The sequence below is a fragment of the Streptomyces sp. NPDC002701 genome (assembly GCF_042889045.1).
Taxonomy (GTDB): Bacteria; Actinomycetota; Actinomycetes; order Streptomycetales; family Streptomycetaceae; genus Streptomyces.
Genome location: NZ_JBIAQL010000001.1, coordinates 553159 through 575091 on the forward strand (window position 1 = coordinate 553159; position 21933 = coordinate 575091).

The window sequence follows — 21933 nt, forward strand, 5'->3', positions numbered from 1 at the left end:
GGGGAAGGTTCTCGATGAACGACGACTACGCCCACCTCTTCGTTCCGACGGACCAGCCCGGTGCGTATCGCCCGGGGGTGGGCGGCGGGCGCCACCGCGGCCCCGTCGACATGCGGTACGAGGCTCCCCCCGCGGATCCCCTCGACTCGGGCTGGGATCCCGTCGAGGAGATGACCTACCTCTTGCAGGACGCCGTGTCGGCGGAGCAGGCCCCCGCCGTGCCCCGGCCGCGCAGTGGCGGGTCGCCCGGCGTCGGCCTCACCGGCGACCCGATGGACAACCTCGCCACCATCACCGCCGAGCTGCCGCCCATCCGGTCCCACCCTTCCGGGCACCGGAAAGTGCGCGTCCGCAAGGTCCGCTTCACCTGGCTGCAGACCGTCAGCTTCCTGATCGCCGCGCTCGCCGCCGTCATCGTGTCGATGGTGAGCGTCTTCGGCGGGATCGTGTCCTACGTCCCCCTGCGCCATGTCGCGTCCCACACGCAGAGCGGCACGGCCGTCTGGTGGCCCCTGCTGGTCTACGGGCCCTGGATGATGGCCTCGCTCTCCATCCTGAGGGCCGCGCTGCACCAGCGCCGGGCCGCGCACTCCTGGTTCGTGGTCCTGGTGTTCTCCTCGGTCGCGATGGCGCTCTGCGCGGCCCAGGCCGACCGGAGTTTCACCGGCATCGCCGCGGCCGTCCTGCCGGCGCTCGCGGCGCTGTCCTGCTTCCAGCAACTCGTCCGCCAGATCACGATGACCCGGCCGCCGCGCCAGAGTCTGCCGCGGCACCGGCTGCTGACCAGCACGGCCCCGCGGCCCGTGCTGCCCGTCACGGGCGACACGGCGGGCGCGGACGGCCCGGCCGCACCGAAGTGACCTCAGCGGTGCGGCGCCGCCAGGGTGCCGACGAACTCCGTCCAGGCGCGGGACCCGATGAGCAGGACGGGTCCCGCGACGACCTTGCTGTCCCGCACCGGCACGAGACCGGGGACTCCGTCGGCGACCTCGACGCAGTCGCCGCCGTTGTCGTCGCTGTAGGTGCTCTTGCGCCAGCGGGCTTTGGTCAGGTCGAACTCGCGCATCGTCTGTAGTCCTCAGCCGCCGATGTGATCAGGGCCAGGGACGCCTCCGGCGGCAGCGCGGCGGCCCTGAGCAGATCGTATGTCCCCTGTACGCGCTTCACCAGGGCCGGATCGTCCAGCAGATTCCCCGAATACACGGCTTCTGTATAGACGGCCGGCGGCGCGTCCGCGAACTCGAAGAGCCTGACCATCCGGCCCATCAACGGGTATGCGCCGACTGCGGTGGGCAGCACCTGCACCAGCACCTTTCGCTGACGCGCGAGCCCTGTGATGTGTTCCAACTGCTCCGCCATGTCGCCTCCGTCGCCGACCGGGATGCGCAACACCTGCTCGTGCAGGATCACCCAGTACACGGGCCGTGCAGCGGCGGCCAGAATTTGTGCCCGCTCGATGCGGGCAGCGACCTTCTCCTCGATGTGAGCGTCAGTGGCGAAGGGGTTGCCGGCCAGCGTCACCACACGCGTGTACGTGGCGCTCTGCAGCAACCCCGGTACGAGCGTCGGTGCGAACTCGCAGATCTTCGTCGCCGTCCGCTCCAGTTCGACGACCTCCGCGAAATAGTCCGCGTACCGCCGGTCGTCAATCAGCTTCCGCCATGTGCGCTCGAAAAAGCCGTCGGTTTGTAGGGCGTCGTCAATCCGGTCCGCCACATCCAACTGTGGTTTGCGAATTGCCTGTTCGAATTGCCCGATGTAGCCGCCCGACACGAAAACGCGATAACCCAACTCCGCCTGGGTCAGTCCCGCCTCCTCCCGGTGTCTCTTCAGCTCGGTTCCGAAGAACTCCCAAGCCGCCTGCCGTGAACCGTTGGCCATGGAAAACCCCCTGGTAGTCCACCTGTACTGCACCGGCGTTGCTGAGCGTAGAGGTCTTCCGAAGTCTAAGCGGGAGGTGTCACGGTGTAGAGGAAAAGCGTGAAACCCAAAGGGAAGGGAAACACCGTGAAGGCTGCCCACCAGGGACGCGACGCACGGCACTCGACGGCCTGTGTCGAACAAGCGGAGGAAACGGTGAAAGAATTGCGCGAAGCACTAGCGGCCGCAGGAATTAAGTTGCCGACACTCCGGATCGACCCGGCAACCTTGGCGCGGGAGGCACCGTGCCCCCTCGTGGAACTGGGCCGGTGTTCCGTCGAGACGGCGGCCCGGCTCGCGGCGGTGCTCGGATGAAGCCGACGATCGGGACGTACGTCGTCGACACGCGAACCGGGCGGGTGGGCAGGGTGATGGGGCACGAGGGACCGTACGTACAACTGAGGCCGTACGGCGGCGGCAGGGAATGGGACTGCGCACCGGACGCCGTCCGGGGAGCCACCGTGGCGGAGCGGCTCAGCGCGGCGACGGCATACGCCAACGCACGCAGTCGGGGCGAGGTCCCTTGACCGCGCGCCCCAGAACCGTCCCTTCCCTCGGAACCCGGCCTCCGGCAGGTGATCGGGCACCCCGGCCACGTCCACGGACTCCGTACGCGAGAATGGGCCCATGAGTCTGTTCCGCGACGACGGCATCGTGCTGCGCACCCAGAAACTGGGTGAGGCGGACCGGATCATCACGTTGCTCACCCGCGGTCACGGGCGCGTACGGGCCGTGGCGCGGGGCGTGCGCCGGACCAAGTCGAAGTTCGGCGCCCGCCTCGAACCGTTCTCCCACGTCGACGTGCAGTTCTTCGCCCGCGGGAGCGAGCTGATCGGCCGCGGGCTGCCCCTGTGCACACAGAGCGAGACGATCTCTCCGTACGGCGGCGGGATCGTCACGGACTACGCCCGCTACACCGCCGGGACGGCCATGCTGGAGACGGCCGAGCGGTTCACCGACCACGAGGGCGAGCCGGCCGTCCAGCAGTACCTGCTGCTGGTGGGCGGGCTGCGCACCCTCGCCCAGGGCGAGCACGAGCCGCACCTCATCCTCGACGCGTTCCTGCTGCGCTCGCTCGCCGTGAACGGCTACGCGCCGAGCTTCAACGACTGCGCGCGCTGCGGGATGCCCGGGCCGAACCGGTTCTTCTCGGTCGCCGCGGGAGGTTCCGTCTGCGTCGACTGCCGGGTGCCCGGCAGCGTCGTACCCTCGGCGGGGGCCCTCGAACTGCTCGGCGCGCTGCTGACAGGGGACTGGGCGGTCGCGGACGCCTGCGAGCCGCGGTTCGTCAGGGAGGGCAGCGGCCTGGTGTCGGCCTACCTGCACTGGCACCTGGAGCGTGGACTGCGCTCCCTGCGGTACGTCGAGAAAAGCACCTGAGCAACAGCGGTACCTGACTTTGAGGGAGACGAGAAGCAGATGGTGGTACGCGGGATCCTGGGGCGCCAGCGCCGCGAGTACAAGACGCCGGAGCCGCACCCGTCCGGTGCCCGCGCGCCCAAGCTCCCCGGTGAGCTGATCCCGAACCACGTGGCGTGCGTGATGGACGGGAACGGGCGCTGGGCCAAGGAGCGGGGGCTGCCGCGTACCGAGGGCCACCGGGTCGGGGAGGGCGTCGTGATGGACGTCCTCAAGGGCTGCCTCGAACTGGGCGTGAAGAACCTCTCCCTGTACGCCTTCTCGACGGAGAACTGGAAGCGGTCGCCCGAGGAGGTCCGCTTCCTGATGAACTTCAACAAGGACGTCATCCGGCGCCGGCGGGACGAGATGGACGAGCTCGGGATCCGGATCCGGTGGGTCGGGCGGATGCCGAAGCTGTGGAAGTCCGTCGTGCAGGAGCTGCAGGTCGCGCAGGAGCAGACGCAGAAGAACGACCTGATGACCCTGTACTTCTGCGTGAACTACGGGGGGCGGGCGGAGCTGGCCGACGCGGCGCGGGCGCTGGCCGTGGACGTTGCCGCCGGGAAGCTGGATCCCGACAAGGTCAACGAGAAGACCATCCAGAAGTACCTGTACTACCCGGACATGCCGGACGTCGATCTGTTCCTGCGGCCGAGTGGTGAGCAGCGGACGTCCAACTACCTGATCTGGCAGTCGAGTTATGCGGAGATGGTGTTCCAGGACGTGCTGTGGCCGGACTTCGACCGGCGGGATCTGTGGCGGGCGTGCGTGGAGTACGCGTCGCGGGACCGGCGCTTCGGTGGGGCCGTGCCCAACGAGGACCTGCTCGCCATGGAGGCGGACATGAGGGGCCGCCCGGAAGAAGCCTGAGCCCCCTCCGGCCCGCAGCTGAAAGATTGCGCAGTTCCCCGCGCCCCTGAGAAGTGCCGGGTGCGGGTGCGTCGTGGCTGATCGCGCAGTTCCCCGCGCCCCTAAAAAACTCCCCGCGCCCCCTGCTTTCTTGGGGGCGCGGGGAGGGGAACTGCGCAATCTTTTGGCTCGGGTCCCAGCGGGGCGCACCCGGGGTCAGGGCGAGGTCACTGCCCCCTGGCCGCGCGCAGCGCACTCCGCGCAGGTGCCGAAGATCTCCACCGTGTGGGCCACGTTCACATACCCGTGTTCCGAGGCGATCGCCTCCGCCCACTTCTCCACCGCGGGCCCCTCGACCTCCACGGCCTTGCCACAGACCCGGCACACCAGATGATGGTGGTGGTCCCCGCTCGCGCAGCGGCGGTACACCGACTCACCGTCGGACGTGCGCAGCACGTCGACCTCACCCGCGTCCGCGAGGGACTGCAGCGTGCGGTACACCGTGGTGAGCCCGACGGAATCCCCCTTGTGCTTGAGCATGTCGTGCAGGTCCTGCGCGCTCCGGAACTCGTCGACCTCGTCGAGCGCCGCCGCCACGGCGGCACGCTGCCGGGTGGAACGGCCCCGAACGGGCGGTCCAGCAGTCGTCACCGTTGCCTCCAAACGTCTGCGGCTGTGCCGGGCCATTGTGCCAGCCCGAGCTGGGCGCGGTCAGACGCCGACCTTCCCGGTGGGCTTCCGGCCGGCCGGAATGACACATTCCGCCGGGTCGCCGGCCTCCTGTGCCGCGACCCGCGCGGCAGCCCGCGCCCGCCGCCTGGCCAGCGGCGTCGCCGCCACCGTGAGCAGCACGAACGCCCCGATGGTCAGCAGCACGATCGTCGCGCCGGGCGGCACGTCCTGGTAGTACGACGTGACCGTGCCGCCGATGGCCACGCTGACCCCGATGGCCACCGAGATCGCGAAGGTGGCCGCGAAACTGCGGCTGAGCTGCTGGGCGGCGGCCACCGGGACCACCATCAGCGCGGAGACCAGCAGCAGCCCCACCACGCGCATGGCGACCGTGACCGTGACCGCCGCGGTGACGGCCGTGAGCAGGTTCAGGGCGCGTACGGGCAGCCCCGTCACCCGGGCGAACTCCTCGTCCTGGCTGACCGCGAAGAGCTGCCGCCGCAGCCCGACCGTCACCAGGACGACGAAGGCCGCGAGGAGACAGATCGCCGTGACGTCCGACTCCGACACCGTCGAGAGCGAGCCGAAGAGGTACGAGGTCAGGTTGGCGTTGGAGCCGCCCGGCGCGAGGTTGATGAACATCACACCGCCCGCCATGCCCCCGTAGAAGAGCATCGCCAGCGCGAGGTCGCCCCGCGTCTTCCCGTACCAGCGGATCAGCTCCATGAGGACCGCGCCGAGCACGGAGACGGCGGTCGCCATCCACACGGGGGACCAGGAGAGGAGGAAGCCGAGGCCGACGCCGGTCATCGCGACGTGGCCGATGCCGTCGCCCAGCAGGGCCTGGCGGCGCTGCACGAGGTAGATGCCGACGGCGGGGGCGGTGATGCCGACGAGGACGGCGGCGAGCAGGGCCCGCTGCATGAAGGCGTAGTCGAGGAATTCGAGGTTCATGGCGTCAGCTCAGCAGTCCCGTCCGGATCGGTTCGGCGTCGTGGGCCGCGTGGGGGTGTACGTGGTCGTGGCCGGGCAGTGCGTGCTGGCCGACCGCCCGCGGGGGCGGGCCGTCGTGCAGGACGCAGCCGTCGCGCAGCACGACCGCGCGGTCGATCAGCGGCTCCAGCGGGCCCAGTTCGTGCAGGACGAGGAGGACGGAGGTGCCCGCCGCGACCTGCTCCCGCAAGGTCGCCGCGAGCACCTCCTGGCTGGCCAGGTCCACGCCCGCCATCGGCTCGTCCATGATCAGCAGTTCGGGCCGGGAGGCGAGGGCGCGGGCGATGAGGACGCGCTGGTGCTGGCCGCCGGAGAGGGCGTTCACGGAGTCCTTGGCGCGGTCGGCGAGGCCCACCAGCTCCAGGGACCGCCGGACGGCCTCGCGGTCGGCCTTGCGCAGCACGCCGAAGCGGGCCCGGGACAGCCGCCCGGAGGACACCACCTCGGTCACCGTGGCGGGCACCCCGCCCGCGGCGGTCGTGCGCTGCGGTACGTACCCCACGCGCGCCCAGTCGCGGAAGCGGCGCCGCGGGGTGCCGAACAGCTCGATCTCGCCGCCGGTGACGGGCACCTGGCCGATGACGGTGCGCACGGCGGTCGACTTGCCGGAGCCGTTGGCGCCGAGCAGTGCGACCACCTCACCGCGGTGCACCGTGAGGTCGATGCCGCGCAGGACGGGGCGCGAGCCGAGTTCGGCGGTCACTGAGCGCAGGGATATGACAGGGTCCCGAAGCTGGTCAGCCGTCATGGCTCATGCCTTCCGTCAGTGCGTACCGCGTCCGCGTCACTTCGCGCCGAGGGCCTTCTCCAGCGCCGCCAGATTCGACCGCATGACCTCGAAGTAGTCGTCGCCCTCGGACTTGTCGGTGATGCCCTCAAGGGGGTCGAGTACATCAGTCTTCAGACCCGCGTCGTCGGCCAGGGTCTTCGCGGTCTTGTCCGAGACCAGTGTCTCGTAGAAGACGGTGGTGACGCCGTCGGCCTTCGCCTCCTGCTGGAGCTCCTTGACCCGGGCGGCGCTCGGCTCGCTCTCGGGGTCCAGGCCGGAGATGGACTCCTGGGTCAGGCCGTAGCGCTCGGCGAGGTAGCCGAAGGCGGAGTGGTTGGTGAAGAAGACCTTGGAGTCGGTGTTCTTCAGCCCGTCCTTGAACTCGGTGTCGAGGTCGCCGAGTTTCTTCGTCAGCGCCTCGGTGTTCTTCGCGTAGTCCGCCGCGTTGTCCGGGTCGGCCTTCTCCAGGGCCTTGCCGACGCCCTCGGCGACCTGGGCGTACTTCACGGGGTCGAGCCAGATGTGCGGGTCGAGGGCGGACTCCTCCTCGCCGGCGTGCTCCTCCTCGGCGGCGTGCTCCTCCTCGCCCTCGTGGGAGTGGCCCGCGCCGCCGTGGTCCTCCAGCTCGGTCAGGGTGGCCGCGTCGACCTTGGTCTTGATGCCGGACTGGGCGACCGCCTCGTCGACCGAGGGCTGGAGGTTCTTCAGGTACAGGACCACGTCCGACTCCTGGAGCTGCGCGGTCTGCTTGGCGCTGATCTCCAGGTCGTGCGGCTCCTGGCCGGGCTCGGTCAGGGTGCGCACGTCGACGTGGTCCCCGCCTATCTGCTCGGCGAGGAACTGCATCGGGTAGAACGACGCCACGACGTCGAGCTTCCCGCCGCTGCCGGCGCCCGCCGCGTCCGAGTCGGACGAGCAGGCCGAGAGGGTGCCGAGACCGAGGGCGGTGGCCGCCGCGATCACGGTGGCGGATATGTGGCGTCGTCGTACGTTCATGACAGTCATTTTCAATGATTCTGGAAACGATTGTCAATAACTGGCCTTGTGATCTGGGCTTCATCCCGGTATGGGACGGGTGGGGCGGTGGCGGTTGGCCGGGACCGCCAACCGATTTGATCCGGGGGGCGGGGCCGCCGGTAATCTGAGGCATTCGCTCTGAAGCGCTCCGTCAAAGTTCGCCCGTCGTCGTAATGAAGAGAGCACCGTGGCCGCCGACAAGATCGACACCATCGTCAGCCTGAGCAAGCGCCGTGGCTTCGTCTACCCGTGCAGTGAGATCTACGGCGGCCAGCGGGCCGCCTGGGACTACGGGCCGCTGGGTGTCGAGCTCAAGGAGAACATCAAGCGTCAGTGGTGGCGCTACATGGTGACGTCGCGCGAGGACGTCGTCGGTATCGACTCGTCCGTGATCCTGGCGACCGAGGTCTGGGTGGCCTCCGGTCACGTCGCCACGTTCTCCGACCCGCTCACCGAGTGCACCTCCTGCCACAAGCGGTACCGCGCCGACCACCTGGAGGAGGCGTACGAGGCCAAGCACGGCCGCCTGCCCGAGAAGGGCCTGGCCGACCTCAACTGCCCCAACTGCGGCAACAAGGGCACCTTCACGGAGCCCAAGCAGTTCTCCGGCCTGCTCTCCACGCACCTCGGCCCGACCCAGGACAGCGGCTCCGTCGCCTACCTGCGTCCCGAGACCGCGCAGGGCATCTTCACCAACTTCGCCCAGGTCCAGCAGACCTCGCGCCGCAAGCCGCCGTTCGGCATCGCGCAGATGGGCAAGTCCTTCCGCAACGAGATCACGCCCGGCAACTTCATCTTCCGCACCCGCGAGTTCGAGCAGATGGAGATGGAGTTCTTCGTCAAGCCGGGTGAGGACGAGAAGTGGCAGGAGTTCTGGATGCAGGAGCGCTGGAACTGGTACACCGGCCTCGGTCTCCGCGAGGAGAACATGCGCTGGTACGACCACCCGGCCGAGAAGCTCTCGCACTACTCCAAGCGCACCGCCGACATCGAGTACCGCTTCCAGTTCGGCGGTAACGAGTGGGGTGAGCTGGAGGGCGTCGCCAACCGCACGGACTACGACCTCTCCGCGCACTCCAAGGCGTCCGGCCAGGACCTCTCCTACTTCGACCAGGAGGCCGGCGAGCGCTGGACGCCGTACGTCATCGAGCCCGCGGCCGGTGTCGGCCGCGCGATGCTGGCGTTCCTGCTGGACGCGTACGTCGAGGACGAGGCGCCCAACGCCAAGGGCAAGATGGAGAAGCGGACGGTGCTGCGGCTCGACCCGCGGCTGTCGCCGGTGAAGGTGGCCGTGCTGCCGCTGTCCCGCAACCCGGAGCTGTCGCCGAAGGCCAAGGGCCTCGCGACGGCGCTGCGGCAGAACTGGAACATCGACTTCGACGACGCCGGTGCGATCGGTCGTCGCTACCGTCGTCAGGACGAGATCGGTACGCCGTTCTGTGTGACCGTCGACTTCGACACGCTTGAAGACAACGCGGTGACCGTGCGGGAGCGGGACTCCATGAAGCAGGAGCGGGTGTCTCTCGACCAGATCGAGGGGTACCTCGCCAGTCGGCTGGTCGGTTGTTAGTCGCTCCGCGAACGGTGCGGTAGTCGCTCCGCGAACGGTGCGGTAGTCGTTCGACTGCGGGGCCGTCGTGGCTGGTCGCGCAGTTCCCCGCGCCCCTTGGTGGGTAAGCCTTGGCCCCCTCACGCAGGTGAGGGGGTCGAGGCTTTTCTGTTGCCGTCGACATGACAGCTGACAGATATTGAAATCTGTCAGCTGTCATGTCAGGGTGGGGGGACCACTTCCGCACGGACGTACAGGAGTTTCAGATGCTCACTCGTTCCCTCGGTACCACCGGGCCCCGGGTGTCCGCTCTCGGGCTCGGGTGCATGGGGATGTCCGCCTTGTACGGGGAGGCCGACCGGGAGGAGGCCGTCGCCACGATCCATGCCGCGCTCGAAGCGGGCGTCACCCTGCTCGACACCGGGGACTTCTACGGCATGGGGCACAACGAGATGCTGATCGGGGAGGCGCTGCGGAGCGCCCCGGCCGCCCGGCGTGAACAGGCGCTCGTCAGCGTGAAGTTCGGCGCCCTGCGTGATCCCGCGGGCGCCTGGTCCGGGTACGACGGGCGGCCCGCCGCGGTGCACAACTTCGCCGCGTACTCGCTGCAGCGGCTCGGGGTCGACCACATCGACGTCTACCGCATCGCGCGCGTCGACCCGGACGTCCCCATCGAGGAGACCGTCGGCGCGATCGCCGAACTCGTCGAGAAGGGGTACGTACGGCACATCGGGCTGAGCGAGGCCGGCGCGGGGACCGTGCGCCGGGCGGCGGCCACCGCGCCGATCGCGGACCTGCAGATCGAGTACTCCCTCATCTCGCGCGGCATCGAGGACGAGATCCTGCCGGCCACCCGTGAACTGGGCATCGGCATCACCGCGTACGGCGTGCTGTCGCGCGGCCTGATCTCCGGGCACTTCACCCAGGACCGGCAGCTCGCCGCCAACGACTTCCGGGCCCACAGCCCCCGCTTCCAGGGCGAGAACCTCCAGCACAACCTGAACCTCGTCGAGGCGCTGCGGAAGATCGCCCAGCAGAAGGGCGTGTCCGTCGCACAGATCGCCATCGCCTGGGCCCTGTCGCGCGGCGAGGACATCGTGCCGCTGGTCGGCGCCCGCACCCGCGAGCGGCTGACGGAGGCTCTCGGGGCGCTCGACGTCGTCCTCGAAACCGCCGACCTCACCGCGATCGAGGACGCCGTACCGGCCGGGGCGGCGGCGGGCGACCGCTACCCGTCCGCGCAGATGGCATACCTCGACAGCGAGCGCTGACGACACCGCCGGTACGGTCATCATCATGGCAACCACCGAGATCCTGACCGCCGAGCGCATCCTTGAGGCGACCGAGGAGGTGCTGCGCCGCCACGGCCCCGCGAAGGCGACCGTGGTGGACGTGGCCCGGGCGCTCGGCGTCAGCCACGGCAGCGTCTACCGGCACTTCCGTACGAAGGCCGCGCTGCGGGAGGCGGTCACCAAACGCTGGCTGGACCGTACGTCGCAGACCCTCGAAGGCATCGCCGCGCAGGACCGTGACCCGGAGGCCCGGCTGCGCGACTGGGTCACGGCGCTGTTCACGGCCAAGCGCCGCAAGGCGGGCGACGACCCGGAACTGTTCGCCACGTACATGGTGCTGACCGGGGAGAGCGGCGAGGCGGTGGGCGAGCACATCGCCGGCCTGACCGGGCAGCTGACGACGATCATCCGGTCCGGCGTCGACTCCGGTGCCTTCGCCACCGCCGACCCGGCCGCCACCGCCCTCGCCGTCTTCCACGCCACGGACCGCTTCCACGACCCGTGCCACGCCCGCGAGTGGGAACAGCCGGGCATCGAGGGCGAGTTCGCGGAGGTCGTGGACCTGGTGGTGCGTGGGCTGCGCGCCTGACCGCCCGCACGCCCGCGCTGCGTCGCGCCTTCTAGGCTCCCGTCGGGTCCACCGTCGCCTGGTGTGCCTCCGCGAGGTGCTCCTCGGCCTTGAGCCAGGGCAGGAACTGGGCCGCCTTGCGCCAGCCGCACGTGTCGCATCTGATCGTCCGCTGCACGCCCGAGCGTTGTACCCGTACGACGTGCTCGCGGCCGTGCTGGTCCCAGCGGCTCACCTTGCTGGTGTTGATCTGCAGCATGACGCCTCCTGGTGGTCGCGCACCGCTTGCGCGCGCTAAGGAGTGTGCAGCAAGAACAACATCAACGGGGGGCGGGACGGGGTGAGTTCTGTGCGCATCGGTCCGGGGAGCCGGGGGAGGGCGTGGCGCGTCCGGGCGGGTCAGGTGATCTCGCGTGGCAGGCGCAGGCTCAGCGCGGTCGTCAGGAGGACACCGGCGAGCTGGACGAGCAGGGTCGTCGTCAGGGCCTGGCCCATGCCCCGTCCCGGGACCAGGGAGAGGAACAGGGTGCCGAGGGTGGCCACTCCCAGGGCCAGGGCGGACTGCTGGACGGTGATCATGACGCCGCTGCCCACTCCGGCACGGGCCGCGGGGACCTGCGAGAGGATGACGCGGAAGAGGACCGGCAGCTGGAGCGCCTGCCCGGCGCCCGCGACGATCAGACCCGGCCAGAGTCCGGGACCTCCCAGGTGTGGCCAGGAACTCCACACCGTGACGGTGAGGACGCCCACGCCGACCGCCTGGAGCACCCCGCCCGCGGTCACCACGCGCGTTCCCCAGCGGGCGATCAGCCGTGGGCCCAGGAGCGACGCCACGAAGAAGGCCACCGCCATCGGTACGAGGGCGAGGCCCGCGCGGACCGGGCTCAGGCCCGCGCCCTGCTGCAGCGCCACCGCGATGACGAACATGAAGCCGCTGAAGCCGACGGAGAAGGGGACGATCATCACCAGGCCGCGGCGCAGGGGCACGTCGGCGAAGAGACCAGGCGGGACCAGCGGGGTGCGGCCCCGGCGTTCCGCGCGGCGTTCGACCAGGTAGAAGGCCGTCGCGGCGACGGGGAACAGGGCGAGGGACAGCCAGGTCCACAGGGGCCAGCCCGCCGCCCGGCCCTCGGTGAGCGGGGCGAGCAGGGACACCAGGGCCACGGCCAGCAGGACCGTGCCGGGGACGTCCACCGGCTGCGGGTGCTGCGAGCGGGTCTCGGGGACGGCCCTGGCGGCCAGGAAGAGGCCCAGCAGCACGACGGGCACGTTCACCAGGAAGACCGCGCGCCAGCCGGTGCCCGCGATGTCCGCCGCGACGAGGACGCCGCCGAGTATCTGCCCGGCCACCATGGAGAGTCCGGCCGTGGCCCCGTACAGGCCCATCGCCTTCGCGCGGCGCGGGCCCCGGGTCGCCGACTGGATGGTGGCGAGGACCTGCGGGAGCATCGCCGCGGACGCCGCGCCCTGGGCGACGCGCGCCGCGACGAGCGTCCAGGCCGTCGGTGCGAGGCCGCAGGCCAGCGAGGTCAGTCCGAAGGCCACCATCCCGCCGAGGAACAGCCGGCGCCGCCCGAACATGTCGCCGAGCCGGCCGCCGAGGACGAGCAGCACGGCGTACGCGACTCCGTAGCCGGCGACGACGAGTTCCAGTACGGCCTCGCCCGCGGCCAGGTCGTGGCCGATCGTGGGCAGGGCGACGTTCACGATGAAGAAGTCGACGAGGGGCAGGGCCGCGCCGAGCAGCACGGTGAACAGCCCGAGGGCGCCGAGCACGGGTGGACCGGTCACGGAGCGCGCGGTACGGGGAGACAGGATTTCGGTCACCGGTCGATCGTGCTCCCGCACCCAGACGGGTACCAGAGTCTTCTTATCCTGGTAGAAGGACTACCTGGCAACAGGGTCCGTGGGGCGGCAGGCTGGAGGCATGACGACCATGGCCGAGAAGGTACGGGAGCGGGAGCCCCTGGCTGCCGGTGTTCCTCCGCGCGGGCCGGACGAGCGGGTCTCGGGGGAGTCGGAGATCCGGCGGCACGAGCTGGCCGCGTTCCTGCGGCACCGGCGGGAGCACATCACGCCCGAGCAGGTGGGTCTGCCCCGCGGCAGCCGGCGCCGCACGCCCGGTCTGCGGCGGGAGGAGGTCGCGCAGCTCTCCGCGGTCGGCGTCACCTGGTACACATGGCTCGAACAGGCCCGGGACATCCAGGTGTCCGTGCAGGTCCTCGACGCGCTCGCGCGCAGCCTGATGCTGGACTCGAACGAGCGGGCGCATCTCTTCCAGCTGGCCGGCGCGGTCGATCCGACGCCGGCCTCGCGGTGTACGACGATCACGCCGGCGCTGTTGCAGACGCTGGAGCAGCTGGAGCCGCTGCCGGCCTGCATCCAGAACAGCCGGTACGACATCCTCGCGTACAACCGCACGTACGGGCGGTTGCTGTGCGACCTCGACGAGGTGCCCGCGGAGGATCGCAACTGCATGCTCCTCGTCACGACGAACGAGCAGTGGCGGTCGTCGATCGTGCTGCTCGACGAGACGGTGCGGTTGATGGCCGCGAAGTTCCGGGCGGCGATGGCGGGGCATCTCGCCGATCCCGCGTGGAAGATGCTGCTCAAGCGGTTGTGCGCGGAGTCGGAGGAGTTTCGTGAGGTGTGGGAGCGGCATGAGGTGGTGGGGGCGCGGAGCAAGACGAAGCTGTTCGACAACCGGTACGTGGGGCGGCTGACGCTCGTCCACACGGATCTGTGGCTGGGGCCGGTGGAGGGGGCACGGCTCGTCACGTACGCGCCGACGGACGGGGAGTCGCGCGAACGGCTGGAAAGGCTGCGGTTGCTTGGTGGGGGCTGCTAGCCGAGTGCGGTGGTGTGGTGCGGGCCGGTCGTGCCTGGTCGCGCAGTTCCCCGCGCCCCTTAAAAGATTGCGCCGTTCCCGGCGCCCCTGGGGGAGCTGGGGTGCGGTGGTGTGGTGCGGGCTGGTTGTGGCTGAGCGCGCAGTTCCCCGCGCCCCTGAAGGGCGGATCGGGGCGCAGCCCCGTTTCTAGGGGCGCGGGGAACTGCGCGATCGGCCTCCGCGGACCCGCAGGTGGGTCAGGCCGGGGCTGATTCTCGGGGGGACGGGGAGCGTAGGCGGTCGGCCGTGCGGGCCGCGGAGCGGCGCGCCCAGGGACCGCTCGTCGCGGCGCCCACGAGCAGCACCACCAGCCCGCACCCCGCGACGATCCACCACGCGGGACGCGCCGCCGAGACGAACGTGTCCCGGTAGGAGGAGGACCCCACGCCGGAGGCGAGCACCGCGCCGATCACCGCGACGCCCAGCGTCTGGCCGATCTGACGGCTGGTCGAGGCGACGGCGGCGGCCACCCCGGCCTGCGCCCGCGGCATACCGGACACCGCCGTGTTCGTGATCGGCGCGTTCACGAAACCGAAGCCCAGCCCGAACAGCACGTACCCGATGACGAGCGTCACGTTCGCCGTCTCCGCCTCGAACGCCGCGAACAGCACCCCGCTCACCGTCATCGCCGTACCGGCGACCAGGAGGGAGAGACGGGGACCCCGGCTGCCGACCAGGCGGCCCGACAGCGGCGCGCAGACGAAGGTCATCGCCGCCATCGGCAGCATCCACAGGCCGGCGTGCAGCGCGCTCAGCCCCCGCACGTTCTGGAGGTACAGCGTCGAGAGGAAGAGGAATCCGCCCAGCGCCGCGAACGCGCTGACCGCCACCACCGTCGCCCCACTGAACGGCGCCGACCGGAAGAAGCGCAGGTCGATGAGAGGTTCGTCGCGGCGCGGCTCGTACCGGAGGAGGGCGACCAGCGCGGCGAGCGCGATCCCGCCGAAGGCGAGGGTCCGGCCGGCGCCGGAGTGCGGCGCCTCGATGATCGCGTACGTCAGGGAGGCGAGCAGCACGATCACCAGGAGCTGGCCGACCGGGTCGGCGCGGCGGGCCTTCGGGGCGCGGGACTCGGGCACGTACCGGAGCGTGAGCAGCAGCGCGGCCAGGCCCACCGGCAGGTTGATCCAGAAGATCGACCGCCAGCCGACCGAGTCCACCAGCAGGCCGCCGACCAGCGGGCCCGCGGCCATGGATATGCCGACCACGGCACCCCAGACACCGATCGCGCGGGCGCGCTCGCGCGGGTCCGTGAACGTGTTGGTGATGATCGACATGGCGACCGGGTTCAGCATCGAGCCGCCGACCGCCTGGATCATGCGGAAGGCGACGAGCGATTCGAGGTCGGGCGCGAGCGAACAGAGCACCGAGCCGACGGTGAAGACGACCAGGCCCGCCATGAAGACCTTCCGGCGGCCGATGCGGTCGGCGGTCGAGCCGGCGAGCATCAGCAGCGCGGCCAGCACCAGCGTGTACGCGTCGATCGTCCACTGCATGCCCGCCAGGCTCGCGTGCAGGTCCTTCTGCACGGCGGGCAGGGCGACGTTCAGGACGGTGTTGTCGAGGCTCACGATCAGCAGACTCATGCAGCAGATCGCGAGCACCAGCATGCGCCGGCGGGGGCTGAGCTCAGGCATGCGTACCAGCGTACGCCCATGTCGGTAGTGTCCCTAACTAACGACTATCGCCCACGGGTCCGCGTACGTGACAATGGGGGAATGTCCACGCTCACGTCCACGCCCGCACCCGCGGTGAACTCCGCCCTCCGGATCGGCCCGCACACCGTCCGACCGCCCGTCGTGCTCGCCCCCATGGCGGGGATCACGAACGCGCCCTTCCGCACGCTGTGCAGGGAGTTCAGCGGGGGCAAAGGGCTGTTCGTCAGCGAGATGATCACCACGCGGGCGCTGGTCGAGCGCAACGAGAAGACGATGCAGCTGATCCACTTCGACGCGTCGGAGACGCCGCGCTCGATCCAGCTGTACGGCGTCGACCCCGCGACCGTCGGCAAGGCCGTCCGCATGATCGCGGAGGAGGGTCTCGCCGACCACATCGACCTGAACTTCGGCTGCCCCGTCCCGAAGGTGACCCGAAAGGGCGGTGGCTCGGCGCTTCCCTACAAGCGGCCGTTGCTGCGGGCGATCCTGCGGGAGGCGGTGGCCGGGGCGGGGGACCTGCCGGTCACCATGAAGATGCGCAAGGGCATCGACGACGACCACATCACGTTCCTCGACGCCGGGCGGATCGCGGTCGAGGAGGGTGTGACGGCGATCGCGCTGCACGGGCGGACTGCCGCGCAGCACTATGGCGGGACCGCGGACTGGGACGCCATCGCGCGGCTCAAGGAGCACGTGCCGGAGATTCCCGTGCTGGGGAACGGTGACATCTGGTCGGCGGACGACGCGCTGCGGATGGTACGGGAGACCGGGTGCGACGGGGTCGTGGTCGGGCGGGGGTGCCTCGGGCGGCCGTGGCTGTTCGGTGACCTGGTGGCCGCGTTCGAGGGGCGGGCGGGGGATCGTGCGCGGCCGACTCTTCGTGAGGTGGCGGAGGTGATGGTGCGGCACGCGACCCTGCTCGGGGAGTGGATCGGGGACGAGGCGCGCGGAGTGATCGACTTCCGCAAGCATGTGGCGTGGTATCTGAAGGGGTTCGCGGTCGGGTCGGAGATGCGGAAGCGACTTGCGGTCACTTCGTCGCTGGCCGAGCTCTCCGAGGGGCTGGCGGAGTTGGATCTGGGGCAGGCGTGGCCGGTGGGGGCGGATGGGCCGCGGGGGCGTACGTCCGGCAACAACAGGGTTGTCCTACCGGACGGGTGGCTGAAGGATCCGTACGACTGTGCGGGGGTCGGGGAGGAAGCGGAACAGGACACCTCCGGCGGCTGAACACGTACCGCGGCCGGCCCGCAGGCCCAGTGGGCTGAGACCGTCGACCGTGTGCGGGCCGCCTGTGGCCGATCGCGCAGTTCCCCGCGCCCCTGAAGGCCCCGGTGGCCTGAGGCCGTCGGATGCGTGCGGCCCGGTTGTGGCTGGTCGCGCCGTTCCCCGCGCCCCTGATGGGGCGGGGCCCGTTTTTAGGGGCGCGGGGAACGGCGCGCTCAGCCCACGCCGGGCCGCACTCGGGGAGATACGCGGACCACCCCCCGTTTTCAGGGGCGCGGGGAACTGCGCGACAAGCCACAGGCGGGCCGCACCCGGGGTGATACGTGAACCCCCTCCCCCCGGCCCCCCGGCGAACCCCCGGAGGGGCTACGCTCCGCCGACTGCTGTCAGGAGTGCCAGTGGTGACGCCGCCGAGCGGGACTCGCGGACGCACGCGTGGGGGTACGGGACCGGCTCCGGGTGGGTCGTGCGGGCGTAGCCCGCGAGGACCTCCGGAAGCCGGTGGCCCGCAGCCGTGGCCGCGTCCACCAGCGCGTGGGCGACCGTACGGGCCTCGTCATGCAGCCCGTACCGCGCCAGCCCCAACGCGATCAGCGCGTTGTCGTGCGGCCACACCGAGCCCCGGTGGTAGGAGAGGGGATGGTAGGCGGGCTGGCCCGCCGCGAGCGTCCGTACGCCCCACCCGGAGAAGAAGTCCGGTTCCAGCAGCCGCCGCCCCACCAGCTCCCCGTACTCCTTGTCCAGCAGCCCGGACCACAGCAGATGCCCGGCGTCGGACGCGAGCGCGTCGACGTGCTTCCCGTCGCCGTCCAGGGCGAGCGCGGGAAACGCGCGGTCCGCCATCCAGAAGTCCCGCTGGAACCGGTCCCGCAGATCCCCCGCGGCCTGCTCCAGCAGAGCCGCGTACACCTCGTCGTCCCACACCGTCCGGGCCAGGTACGCGGTACGGCGTAACGCGTCGTACGCGTATCCCTGCGCGCCCGCCGCCGTCACCGGACCGGTCGGCCGGCTGCCGTCGCCGGAGCAGATGGCGCCGGGGGAGTCCTTCCAGTTCTGGTTGGCGAGCCCGCCCTGGTCCGCGCGGTAGACGAGGTAGCCGCGCGAGGTCAGCCCGCCGTGGTCCAGCATCCAGCCGATCGCCGCGCGGGCGTGCCGCTCCAGCCGGCGGGCGAGCGCCGCGTCCCCGGTCTGCTCGACGTACGCGCCGAGGAGGACCAGGAAGAGCGGGGTCGCGTCGACCGAGCCGTAGTACCGCCCGTACGGCACCTGCCCGAAGTGGGCCAGCTCCCCGTGCCGCACCTCGTGCACGATCTTGCCCGGCTGGGCCACCGTGCCCGCGCCGACCTCGGTCGCCTGCGCCGCGGCGAGCGCGGGCAGCGTGGCGGCGGCCAGCCGGGGCCGGTAGGGGAGCGCGAAGAGGGAGGTGAGGAGGGCGTCGCGGCCCAGGAGCGTGAGGAACCACGGGACGCCCGCCGCGGGGACGCGCAGGTCCTCGCCGTCGGGGCCCTTCGCCGGTACCTGCAGCGCCGCCAGGTCGGACAGCCCGCGCGCGCACGCCGCCGCCAGCTCGGGCCAGCCAGTCGGGAAGGGCACGCCCTCCGCGAACTCCCCCTCCAGCGCGAGGAGCCGGTCGTTCGCGGCGGCCGGGGTGAGCGGCACCTCAGGGTGCGGGGCCCCGTGCGGGCGCGCCGCCACCCGCAGGACCAGCTCGGTCGACCCGTGTGCTTCCAGGTCGAAGCTCCACACGAGGCGCCGCGCGCCCGTGCCGGTCTCCTCGACACCGTCGGGCGGGGGCTCGCAGGTGACGGTCGTCCAGGACCGCCACTCACCGCGCCGGTAGCCGAACTCGACCCCGTCGTCCCGGATCTCGCGCGAGCGGACCGCGCCGGTCTTCGCGTACGTCCGGTGGTCGGAGCGCAGTTCGAACTGGTCCGTGAAGTCGGCGTCCGCGGTGACCGCGATCCGTATCGTCGTCGGCACCGGTCGGTTGCTGGTGATCCGCAGCGACTCGACGAACGAGCCCTCGGAGACCGCCTGTTCGCGGAAGAGCGTGTGGGCGGGGGGTTCCTGCCGGCCGCCGCGCGGCACGAGCACGCAGCGGGCGCTGTCGCCGTCCGTGACCGGCGACAGCGCCTCGGGCACCGCCCCGTCGACGGTCAGCTGCCAGCGGCTCAGATGCCGGGCGTCGCGCACGAACAGCCCGTCGGGAGCGGAGTGCGAACTGCCGCCGCGCACCCCGCTGATGTCCCCGCCGTCGCCCACGGCCGCGAACGTCCCGCCGTGTACGAGCAGATGATGCCGGTCCGTCATCGCAGGTCCCCTCCCTTGGCGCCCTCGTCGAACGTCTCCGTCGTGCGGTGCGCCACGCCGGGCGCCCCGTGCAGCAGGTCCAGCGCCAGCGCCGCGGTCCAGCTGAAGCCGAGCGCACCGCATGGCTCACCGGTGTACGGGTCCACGTACTCGGCGAACCCGGACGCGTCCGCCGTCTCCAGCAGGGCGCCGCGCAGTCTCCGCGCGGGTGCGTGCTCCCCGTGCAGCCGGAGTCCGCGCTCCACCAGCCAGTTGGTGTTGAACCAGGCCGGCCCGCGCCAGTACCGGTGCGGGTCGAAGGCGTGTCCGGTCAGGTCGTAACTCGGTACGAGCCGGGCCGGGCCGCCGAGCCCGAAGTGCGGTCCCCGCAGCGTCCGTACGAGGGCCCCGGCCGCCGAGCGGGGGAGCGCCGGCAGGATCAGCGGGACGAGACCGGAGACGCCGCGCTCGGGGATCAGCTCGTCCGTGCGCACGTCCCGGCAGAAGAACATGCCCTCGGCCGGGTCCCACAGCCGGTCCACCAGCGCGGCGGTCAGCCGCTCCGCGCGCGCGTGCCGGGCCGTACCGGTGGCCCCCAACTCCCGGGCGATACGGGCCAGTGCGTGCTCGGACGCGATCAGCAGCGCGTTGAACGCCGGGTCCTCCACCGCGAAGCCGGCGGCGCCGTCCTCGTACCCGCCGTCGCGGTAGTCCGTCGCCAGCCGTACGTACCGGCCGTAGTCCAGGTCCGTCGGCCGGTCCTCGGCGGCGCCGTGGTCCAGGTCCGCGCGCCGGAAGGAGCGGGCCGGGGCGGGGGTGACCCGGGAGAGCGGCGCGTCCCAGCTCGGGGCGTTGTCCATGCCCTGCTCCCAGGGGTGGACCACCGAGGCGAGGCCGCCGCCGCCCAGGTCACGGCGGTGCAGCAGATAGCGGTGCCAGGCCGCGAGGCGCGGGTACACACGGGACAGGAAGGACCGCGACCGGGACAGACCGGGGTCCGCGGTGTGCACCAGCCACGCGGCCAGCGCGTGCACCGGTGGCTGCACGATGCCCGAGGTCTGTACGGTGCCCGGGGCGCCCGCCGCCCGCCCGGCGGTCGAGGAGCGCCAGAAGTCGGGGCTCGGGAAGTACGCGTCGAGAGGGACGGAGGGGCTGAACACGATGTGCGGGATCCGGCCGTCGCCCCACTGCGCGTCGAGCAGCGTCTCCAGCTCCGTCTGGCCCCGCAGCGGCGACAGGTGCCGCAGCCCGATCGCGATGAACGCCGAGTCCCAGGACCACTGGTGGGGATACAGGCTGCGCGAGGGCACCGTGGACGTGCCCGTCCAGTTGCCGTTCAGCACCTCCGCCGCCCTGAGGTGCAGCGATCCCGCGCGGCGCACCGGATCGTATACGGCCGCGCCGGGCCGCCCGCGATCGTGGTGCGTGGTGCGTGGTGCGGTGAGCTGGGTTGTGCGGTCCACTCAGGTCTCCCCGAAGACATGCGGCCGACCAGTTCGGCATTGACCACCGTAGAGTTACGTCTATTTAACACGCAAAACTCAATATGTAATGCAGAGTTGGTGAACGCAAGGGGTGTGTATGACCGGGACCAGCGGGAGGAGCGGCATGACGGCCAGAACCGGGGGGCAGCCCAGCTCCGGTGACCTGCTGGAACTGGTGCGCAGCGGACGCGCCACCACCCGCGGGGAGTTGCAGCAGATCGCCGGGTTGTCCCGGGCCACGGTCGGACAGCGCCTGGACCGGCTCTTCCGGGCCGGCTGGCTGCGCGAGGGCGCCGCGGGGCCGGTGGATTCGCCGCTCGGCGGACGCCCTGCGGTCCGCCTGGAGTTCGACGACTCCCACGCCGTCGTCCTCGCCGCCGACCTCGACACCCGGCACGCGCGCGCCGCGGTGCTGTCCCTGACGGGTGAGCCGCTGGCCGAGCACGCCGGGCCGCTGCGCATCGATGACGGGCCGGACGCGGTCCTCGGTGAACTGGGCCGCTGGTTCGCCGAACTGCTGGAGAAGGCCGGGCATCCGGCGCGCGAGGTGTGCGGCATCGGGCTGGCCGTGCCGGGACCCGTCGACACCGACACCGGCCGGGTCGTCCAGCCGCCGATGATGCCCGGCTGGGACGGCTACGACATACGGGGCCGCCTCACCCGCGCCTTCACCGAGCACACGGGCGCCGGCGCCGTCCCGGTCCTCGTCGACAACGACGCCAACCTCATGGCGTACGGGGAACAGCGCACCGCCCACCCCGGCTGCTCGGCGTTCGTCCTGGTGAAGGTGTCCACCGGTATCGGGGCGGGGGTGGTCGTCGGCGGCTCGCTCTACCGGGGCATCGACGGCGGGGCCGGGGACCTCGGGCACATCCGGGTCCCGGCGGGCGCCGACGCGCTGTGCCGGTGCGGGTCGTACGGCTGCCTCGCCGCCGTCGCGAGCGGGGGAGCCGTGGCGCGCCGGCTGGCGGAGGCGGGGGTGCCGGCCGCGTCGGGCTCGGACGTGCGGGACCTGCTCGCCGCGGGGCACCCGGGCGCGGCGGCGTTCGCGCGGGAGGCGGGGCGGCACGTCGGTGACGTCCTGGCGACCGTGGTGACCCTGCTCAACCCCGGCGTCCTGATGATCGCCGGGGATCTGGCCGGAACACCGTTCCTCACCGGCGTGCGCGAACTGCTGTACCAGCGGGCCCTGCCCCGCTCCACCGCTCACCTGGACGTGGTCACCTCGCGGCTCGGCGACCGGGCGGGCCTGGTGGGAGCCGGTGCGCTGGTGGTGGAGCACCTGTACGCGCCCGAGCGGGTCGAGGAGCGGCTGCTCGCGCTGGGCGTCTGAGGCGGTGTGACGCCGGTGTTTCCCGCCG

At 71.3% G+C, this 21933-nt stretch carries 21 protein-coding genes; 10 read left to right on the forward strand and 11 right to left on the reverse strand.

Annotated features, from left to right (window positions below; all coding sequences use genetic code 11):
• Positions 1 to 14 precede the first annotated feature (14 nt).
• On the forward strand, positions 15 to 860 hold the full coding sequence (locus ACFYXC_RS02335) for a DUF2637 domain-containing protein (protein WP_389545898.1): 846 nt from the start codon (positions 15 to 17) through the stop codon (positions 858 to 860).
• 2 nt (positions 861 to 862) lie between these two features.
• Here ACFYXC_RS02335 and ACFYXC_RS02340 read toward each other — a convergent pair whose 3' ends face one another.
• Positions 863 to 1066 (reverse strand): DUF397 domain-containing protein, encoded by a 204-nt coding sequence (locus tag ACFYXC_RS02340; RefSeq protein ID WP_389545900.1) that lies wholly within the window; start codon positions 1064 to 1066, stop codon positions 863 to 865.
• Positions 1048 to 1881, reverse strand: coding sequence for a Scr1 family TA system antitoxin-like transcriptional regulator (locus tag ACFYXC_RS02345; protein ID WP_389545903.1), 834 nt, complete (start codon positions 1879 to 1881; stop codon positions 1048 to 1050). Before ACFYXC_RS02345 ends, ACFYXC_RS02340 begins: the two co-directional genes overlap by 19 nt.
• Before the next feature lie 350 nt (positions 1882 to 2231).
• On the opposite strand from ACFYXC_RS02345, the gene ACFYXC_RS02350 reads away from it, so the two are divergent.
• From ACFYXC_RS02350 to ACFYXC_RS02360, 3 genes are all read left to right on the forward strand, one after another.
• Entirely contained in the window at positions 2232 to 2447 is a 216-nt protein-coding gene (locus tag ACFYXC_RS02350; protein WP_388908750.1) for a hypothetical protein, read from the forward strand.
• Between the two features lie 100 nt (positions 2448 to 2547).
• Positions 2548 to 3300 carry a DNA repair protein RecO gene (recO, locus tag ACFYXC_RS02355; RefSeq protein WP_388908748.1) on the forward strand — a complete coding sequence of 251 codons (753 nt, stop codon included), beginning with the start codon at positions 2548 to 2550 and terminating at the stop codon, positions 3298 to 3300.
• 39 nt (positions 3301 to 3339) lie between these two features.
• Positions 3340 to 4191, forward strand: coding sequence for an isoprenyl transferase (locus ACFYXC_RS02360; RefSeq protein ID WP_388908746.1), 852 nt, complete (start codon positions 3340 to 3342; stop codon positions 4189 to 4191).
• A 195-nt stretch (positions 4192 to 4386) separates the two neighbouring features.
• Here ACFYXC_RS02360 and ACFYXC_RS02365 read toward each other — a convergent pair whose 3' ends face one another.
• From ACFYXC_RS02365 to ACFYXC_RS02380, 4 genes are read right to left on the reverse strand one after another with little or no spacing between them, the layout of a single operon-like run.
• Complete coding sequence (locus tag ACFYXC_RS02365; protein ID WP_388908744.1) at positions 4387 to 4821, reverse strand: Fur family transcriptional regulator; 435 nt, start codon at positions 4819 to 4821, stop codon at positions 4387 to 4389.
• A gap of 60 nt (positions 4822 to 4881) precedes the next feature.
• Complete coding sequence (locus tag ACFYXC_RS02370) at positions 4882 to 5796, reverse strand: metal ABC transporter permease (RefSeq protein ID WP_389545908.1); 915 nt, start codon at positions 5794 to 5796, stop codon at positions 4882 to 4884.
• A gap of 4 nt (positions 5797 to 5800) precedes the next feature.
• The gene (locus ACFYXC_RS02375) at positions 5801 to 6583 is read right to left on the reverse strand and encodes a metal ABC transporter ATP-binding protein (protein ID WP_388908740.1); all 783 of its coding nucleotides are present in this window, start codon (positions 6581 to 6583) and stop codon (positions 5801 to 5803) included.
• A 36-nt stretch (positions 6584 to 6619) separates the two neighbouring features.
• Positions 6620 to 7600, reverse strand: coding sequence for a metal ABC transporter substrate-binding protein (locus ACFYXC_RS02380; RefSeq protein WP_389545911.1), 981 nt, complete (start codon positions 7598 to 7600; stop codon positions 6620 to 6622).
• Positions 7601 to 7808: 208 nt separating this feature from the next.
• Here ACFYXC_RS02380 and ACFYXC_RS02385 point away from each other — a divergent pair, with 208 nt between their 5' ends.
• The 3 genes from ACFYXC_RS02385 to ACFYXC_RS02395 all read left to right on the forward strand — a co-directional run bounded on the left by ACFYXC_RS02385 (position 7809) and on the right by ACFYXC_RS02395 (position 11051).
• Positions 7809 to 9191 (forward strand): glycine--tRNA ligase, encoded by a 1383-nt coding sequence (locus ACFYXC_RS02385; protein ID WP_388908736.1) that lies wholly within the window; start codon positions 7809 to 7811, stop codon positions 9189 to 9191.
• 245 nt (positions 9192 to 9436) lie between these two features.
• Complete coding sequence (locus ACFYXC_RS02390; RefSeq protein WP_389545914.1) at positions 9437 to 10441, forward strand: aldo/keto reductase; 1005 nt, start codon at positions 9437 to 9439, stop codon at positions 10439 to 10441.
• 25 nt (positions 10442 to 10466) lie between these two features.
• Positions 10467 to 11051, forward strand: coding sequence for a TetR family transcriptional regulator (locus ACFYXC_RS02395; protein WP_389545917.1), 585 nt, complete (start codon positions 10467 to 10469; stop codon positions 11049 to 11051).
• A gap of 31 nt (positions 11052 to 11082) precedes the next feature.
• On the opposite strand, the gene ACFYXC_RS02400 is transcribed toward ACFYXC_RS02395, so the two are convergent.
• Positions 11083 to 11289, reverse strand: a complete 207-nt coding sequence (locus ACFYXC_RS02400) for a hypothetical protein (protein WP_388908730.1) — start codon at positions 11287 to 11289, stop codon at positions 11083 to 11085.
• Between the two features lie 140 nt (positions 11290 to 11429).
• Positions 11430 to 12857: an MFS transporter gene (locus ACFYXC_RS02405; protein ID WP_389545920.1), complete on the reverse strand. Its 1428-nt coding sequence runs from the start codon at positions 12855 to 12857 to the stop codon at positions 11430 to 11432.
• A gap of 100 nt (positions 12858 to 12957) precedes the next feature.
• On the opposite strand from ACFYXC_RS02405, the gene ACFYXC_RS02410 reads away from it, so the two are divergent.
• Positions 12958 to 13878: a helix-turn-helix transcriptional regulator gene (locus ACFYXC_RS02410; protein ID WP_389545923.1), complete on the forward strand. Its 921-nt coding sequence runs from the start codon at positions 12958 to 12960 to the stop codon at positions 13876 to 13878.
• Between the two features lie 236 nt (positions 13879 to 14114).
• On the opposite strand, the gene ACFYXC_RS02415 is transcribed toward ACFYXC_RS02410, so the two are convergent.
• Positions 14115 to 15554, reverse strand: a complete 1440-nt coding sequence (locus tag ACFYXC_RS02415; RefSeq protein WP_388908723.1) for an MFS transporter — start codon at positions 15552 to 15554, stop codon at positions 14115 to 14117.
• Between the two features lie 81 nt (positions 15555 to 15635).
• Between ACFYXC_RS02415 and dusB the strand changes: the two genes are divergently transcribed.
• On the forward strand, positions 15636 to 16802 hold the full coding sequence (gene dusB / locus ACFYXC_RS02420; protein WP_388908721.1) for a tRNA dihydrouridine synthase DusB: 1167 nt from the start codon (positions 15636 to 15638) through the stop codon (positions 16800 to 16802).
• Between the two features lie 363 nt (positions 16803 to 17165).
• Here the strand turns inward: dusB and ACFYXC_RS02425 are convergent, their stop codons facing one another.
• Complete coding sequence (locus tag ACFYXC_RS02425) at positions 17166 to 19109, reverse strand: glycogen debranching N-terminal domain-containing protein (RefSeq protein ID WP_389545927.1); 1944 nt, start codon at positions 19107 to 19109, stop codon at positions 17166 to 17168.
• Positions 19106 to 20551 carry an amylo-alpha-1,6-glucosidase gene (locus ACFYXC_RS02430; RefSeq protein WP_389545930.1) on the reverse strand — a complete coding sequence of 482 codons (1446 nt, stop codon included), beginning with the start codon at positions 20549 to 20551 and terminating at the stop codon, positions 19106 to 19108. Before ACFYXC_RS02430 ends, ACFYXC_RS02425 begins: the two co-directional genes overlap by 4 nt.
• 145 nt (positions 20552 to 20696) lie before the next feature.
• Here ACFYXC_RS02430 and ACFYXC_RS02435 point away from each other — a divergent pair, with 145 nt between their 5' ends.
• Positions 20697 to 21905, forward strand: coding sequence for an ROK family protein (locus tag ACFYXC_RS02435; protein ID WP_389545932.1), 1209 nt, complete (start codon positions 20697 to 20699; stop codon positions 21903 to 21905).
• Positions 21906 to 21933: the final 28 nt, after the last annotated feature.

What these genes read in the sequence shown, in the direction of transcription:
- ACFYXC_RS02340 (WP_389545900.1), bottom strand. Translation starts at nt 1,066, where the DNA reads ATGCGCGAGTTCGACCTGACCAAAGCCCGCTGGCGCAAGAGCACCTAC.
- ACFYXC_RS02345 (WP_389545903.1), bottom strand. Translation starts at nt 1,881, where the DNA reads ATGGCCAACGGTTCACGGCAGGCGGCTTGGGAGTTCTTCGGAACCGAG.
- ACFYXC_RS02335 (WP_389545898.1), top strand. Translation starts at nt 15, where the DNA reads ATGAACGACGACTACGCCCACCTCTTCGTTCCGACGGACCAGCCCGGT.
- dusB (WP_388908721.1), top strand. Translation starts at nt 15,636, where the DNA reads ATGTCCACGCTCACGTCCACGCCCGCACCCGCGGTGAACTCCGCCCTC.
- ACFYXC_RS02390 (WP_389545914.1), top strand. Translation starts at nt 9,437, where the DNA reads ATGCTCACTCGTTCCCTCGGTACCACCGGGCCCCGGGTGTCCGCTCTC.
- ACFYXC_RS02360 (WP_388908746.1), top strand. Translation starts at nt 3,340, where the DNA reads ATGGTGGTACGCGGGATCCTGGGGCGCCAGCGCCGCGAGTACAAGACG.
- ACFYXC_RS02350 (WP_388908750.1), top strand. Translation starts at nt 2,232, where the DNA reads ATGAAGCCGACGATCGGGACGTACGTCGTCGACACGCGAACCGGGCGG.
- ACFYXC_RS02425 (WP_389545927.1), bottom strand. Translation starts at nt 19,109, where the DNA reads ATGACGGACCGGCATCATCTGCTCGTACACGGCGGGACGTTCGCGGCC.
- ACFYXC_RS02375 (WP_388908740.1), bottom strand. Translation starts at nt 6,583, where the DNA reads ATGACGGCTGACCAGCTTCGGGACCCTGTCATATCCCTGCGCTCAGTG.
- recO (WP_388908748.1), top strand. Translation starts at nt 2,548, where the DNA reads ATGAGTCTGTTCCGCGACGACGGCATCGTGCTGCGCACCCAGAAACTG.
- ACFYXC_RS02435 (WP_389545932.1), top strand. Translation starts at nt 20,697, where the DNA reads ATGACGGCCAGAACCGGGGGGCAGCCCAGCTCCGGTGACCTGCTGGAA.
- ACFYXC_RS02400 (WP_388908730.1), bottom strand. Translation starts at nt 11,289, where the DNA reads ATGCTGCAGATCAACACCAGCAAGGTGAGCCGCTGGGACCAGCACGGC.
- ACFYXC_RS02410 (WP_389545923.1), top strand. Translation starts at nt 12,958, where the DNA reads ATGACGACCATGGCCGAGAAGGTACGGGAGCGGGAGCCCCTGGCTGCC.
- ACFYXC_RS02395 (WP_389545917.1), top strand. Translation starts at nt 10,467, where the DNA reads ATGGCAACCACCGAGATCCTGACCGCCGAGCGCATCCTTGAGGCGACC.
- ACFYXC_RS02380 (WP_389545911.1), bottom strand. Translation starts at nt 7,600, where the DNA reads ATGAACGTACGACGACGCCACATATCCGCCACCGTGATCGCGGCGGCC.
- ACFYXC_RS02370 (WP_389545908.1), bottom strand. Translation starts at nt 5,796, where the DNA reads ATGAACCTCGAATTCCTCGACTACGCCTTCATGCAGCGGGCCCTGCTC.
- ACFYXC_RS02415 (WP_388908723.1), bottom strand. Translation starts at nt 15,554, where the DNA reads ATGCCTGAGCTCAGCCCCCGCCGGCGCATGCTGGTGCTCGCGATCTGC.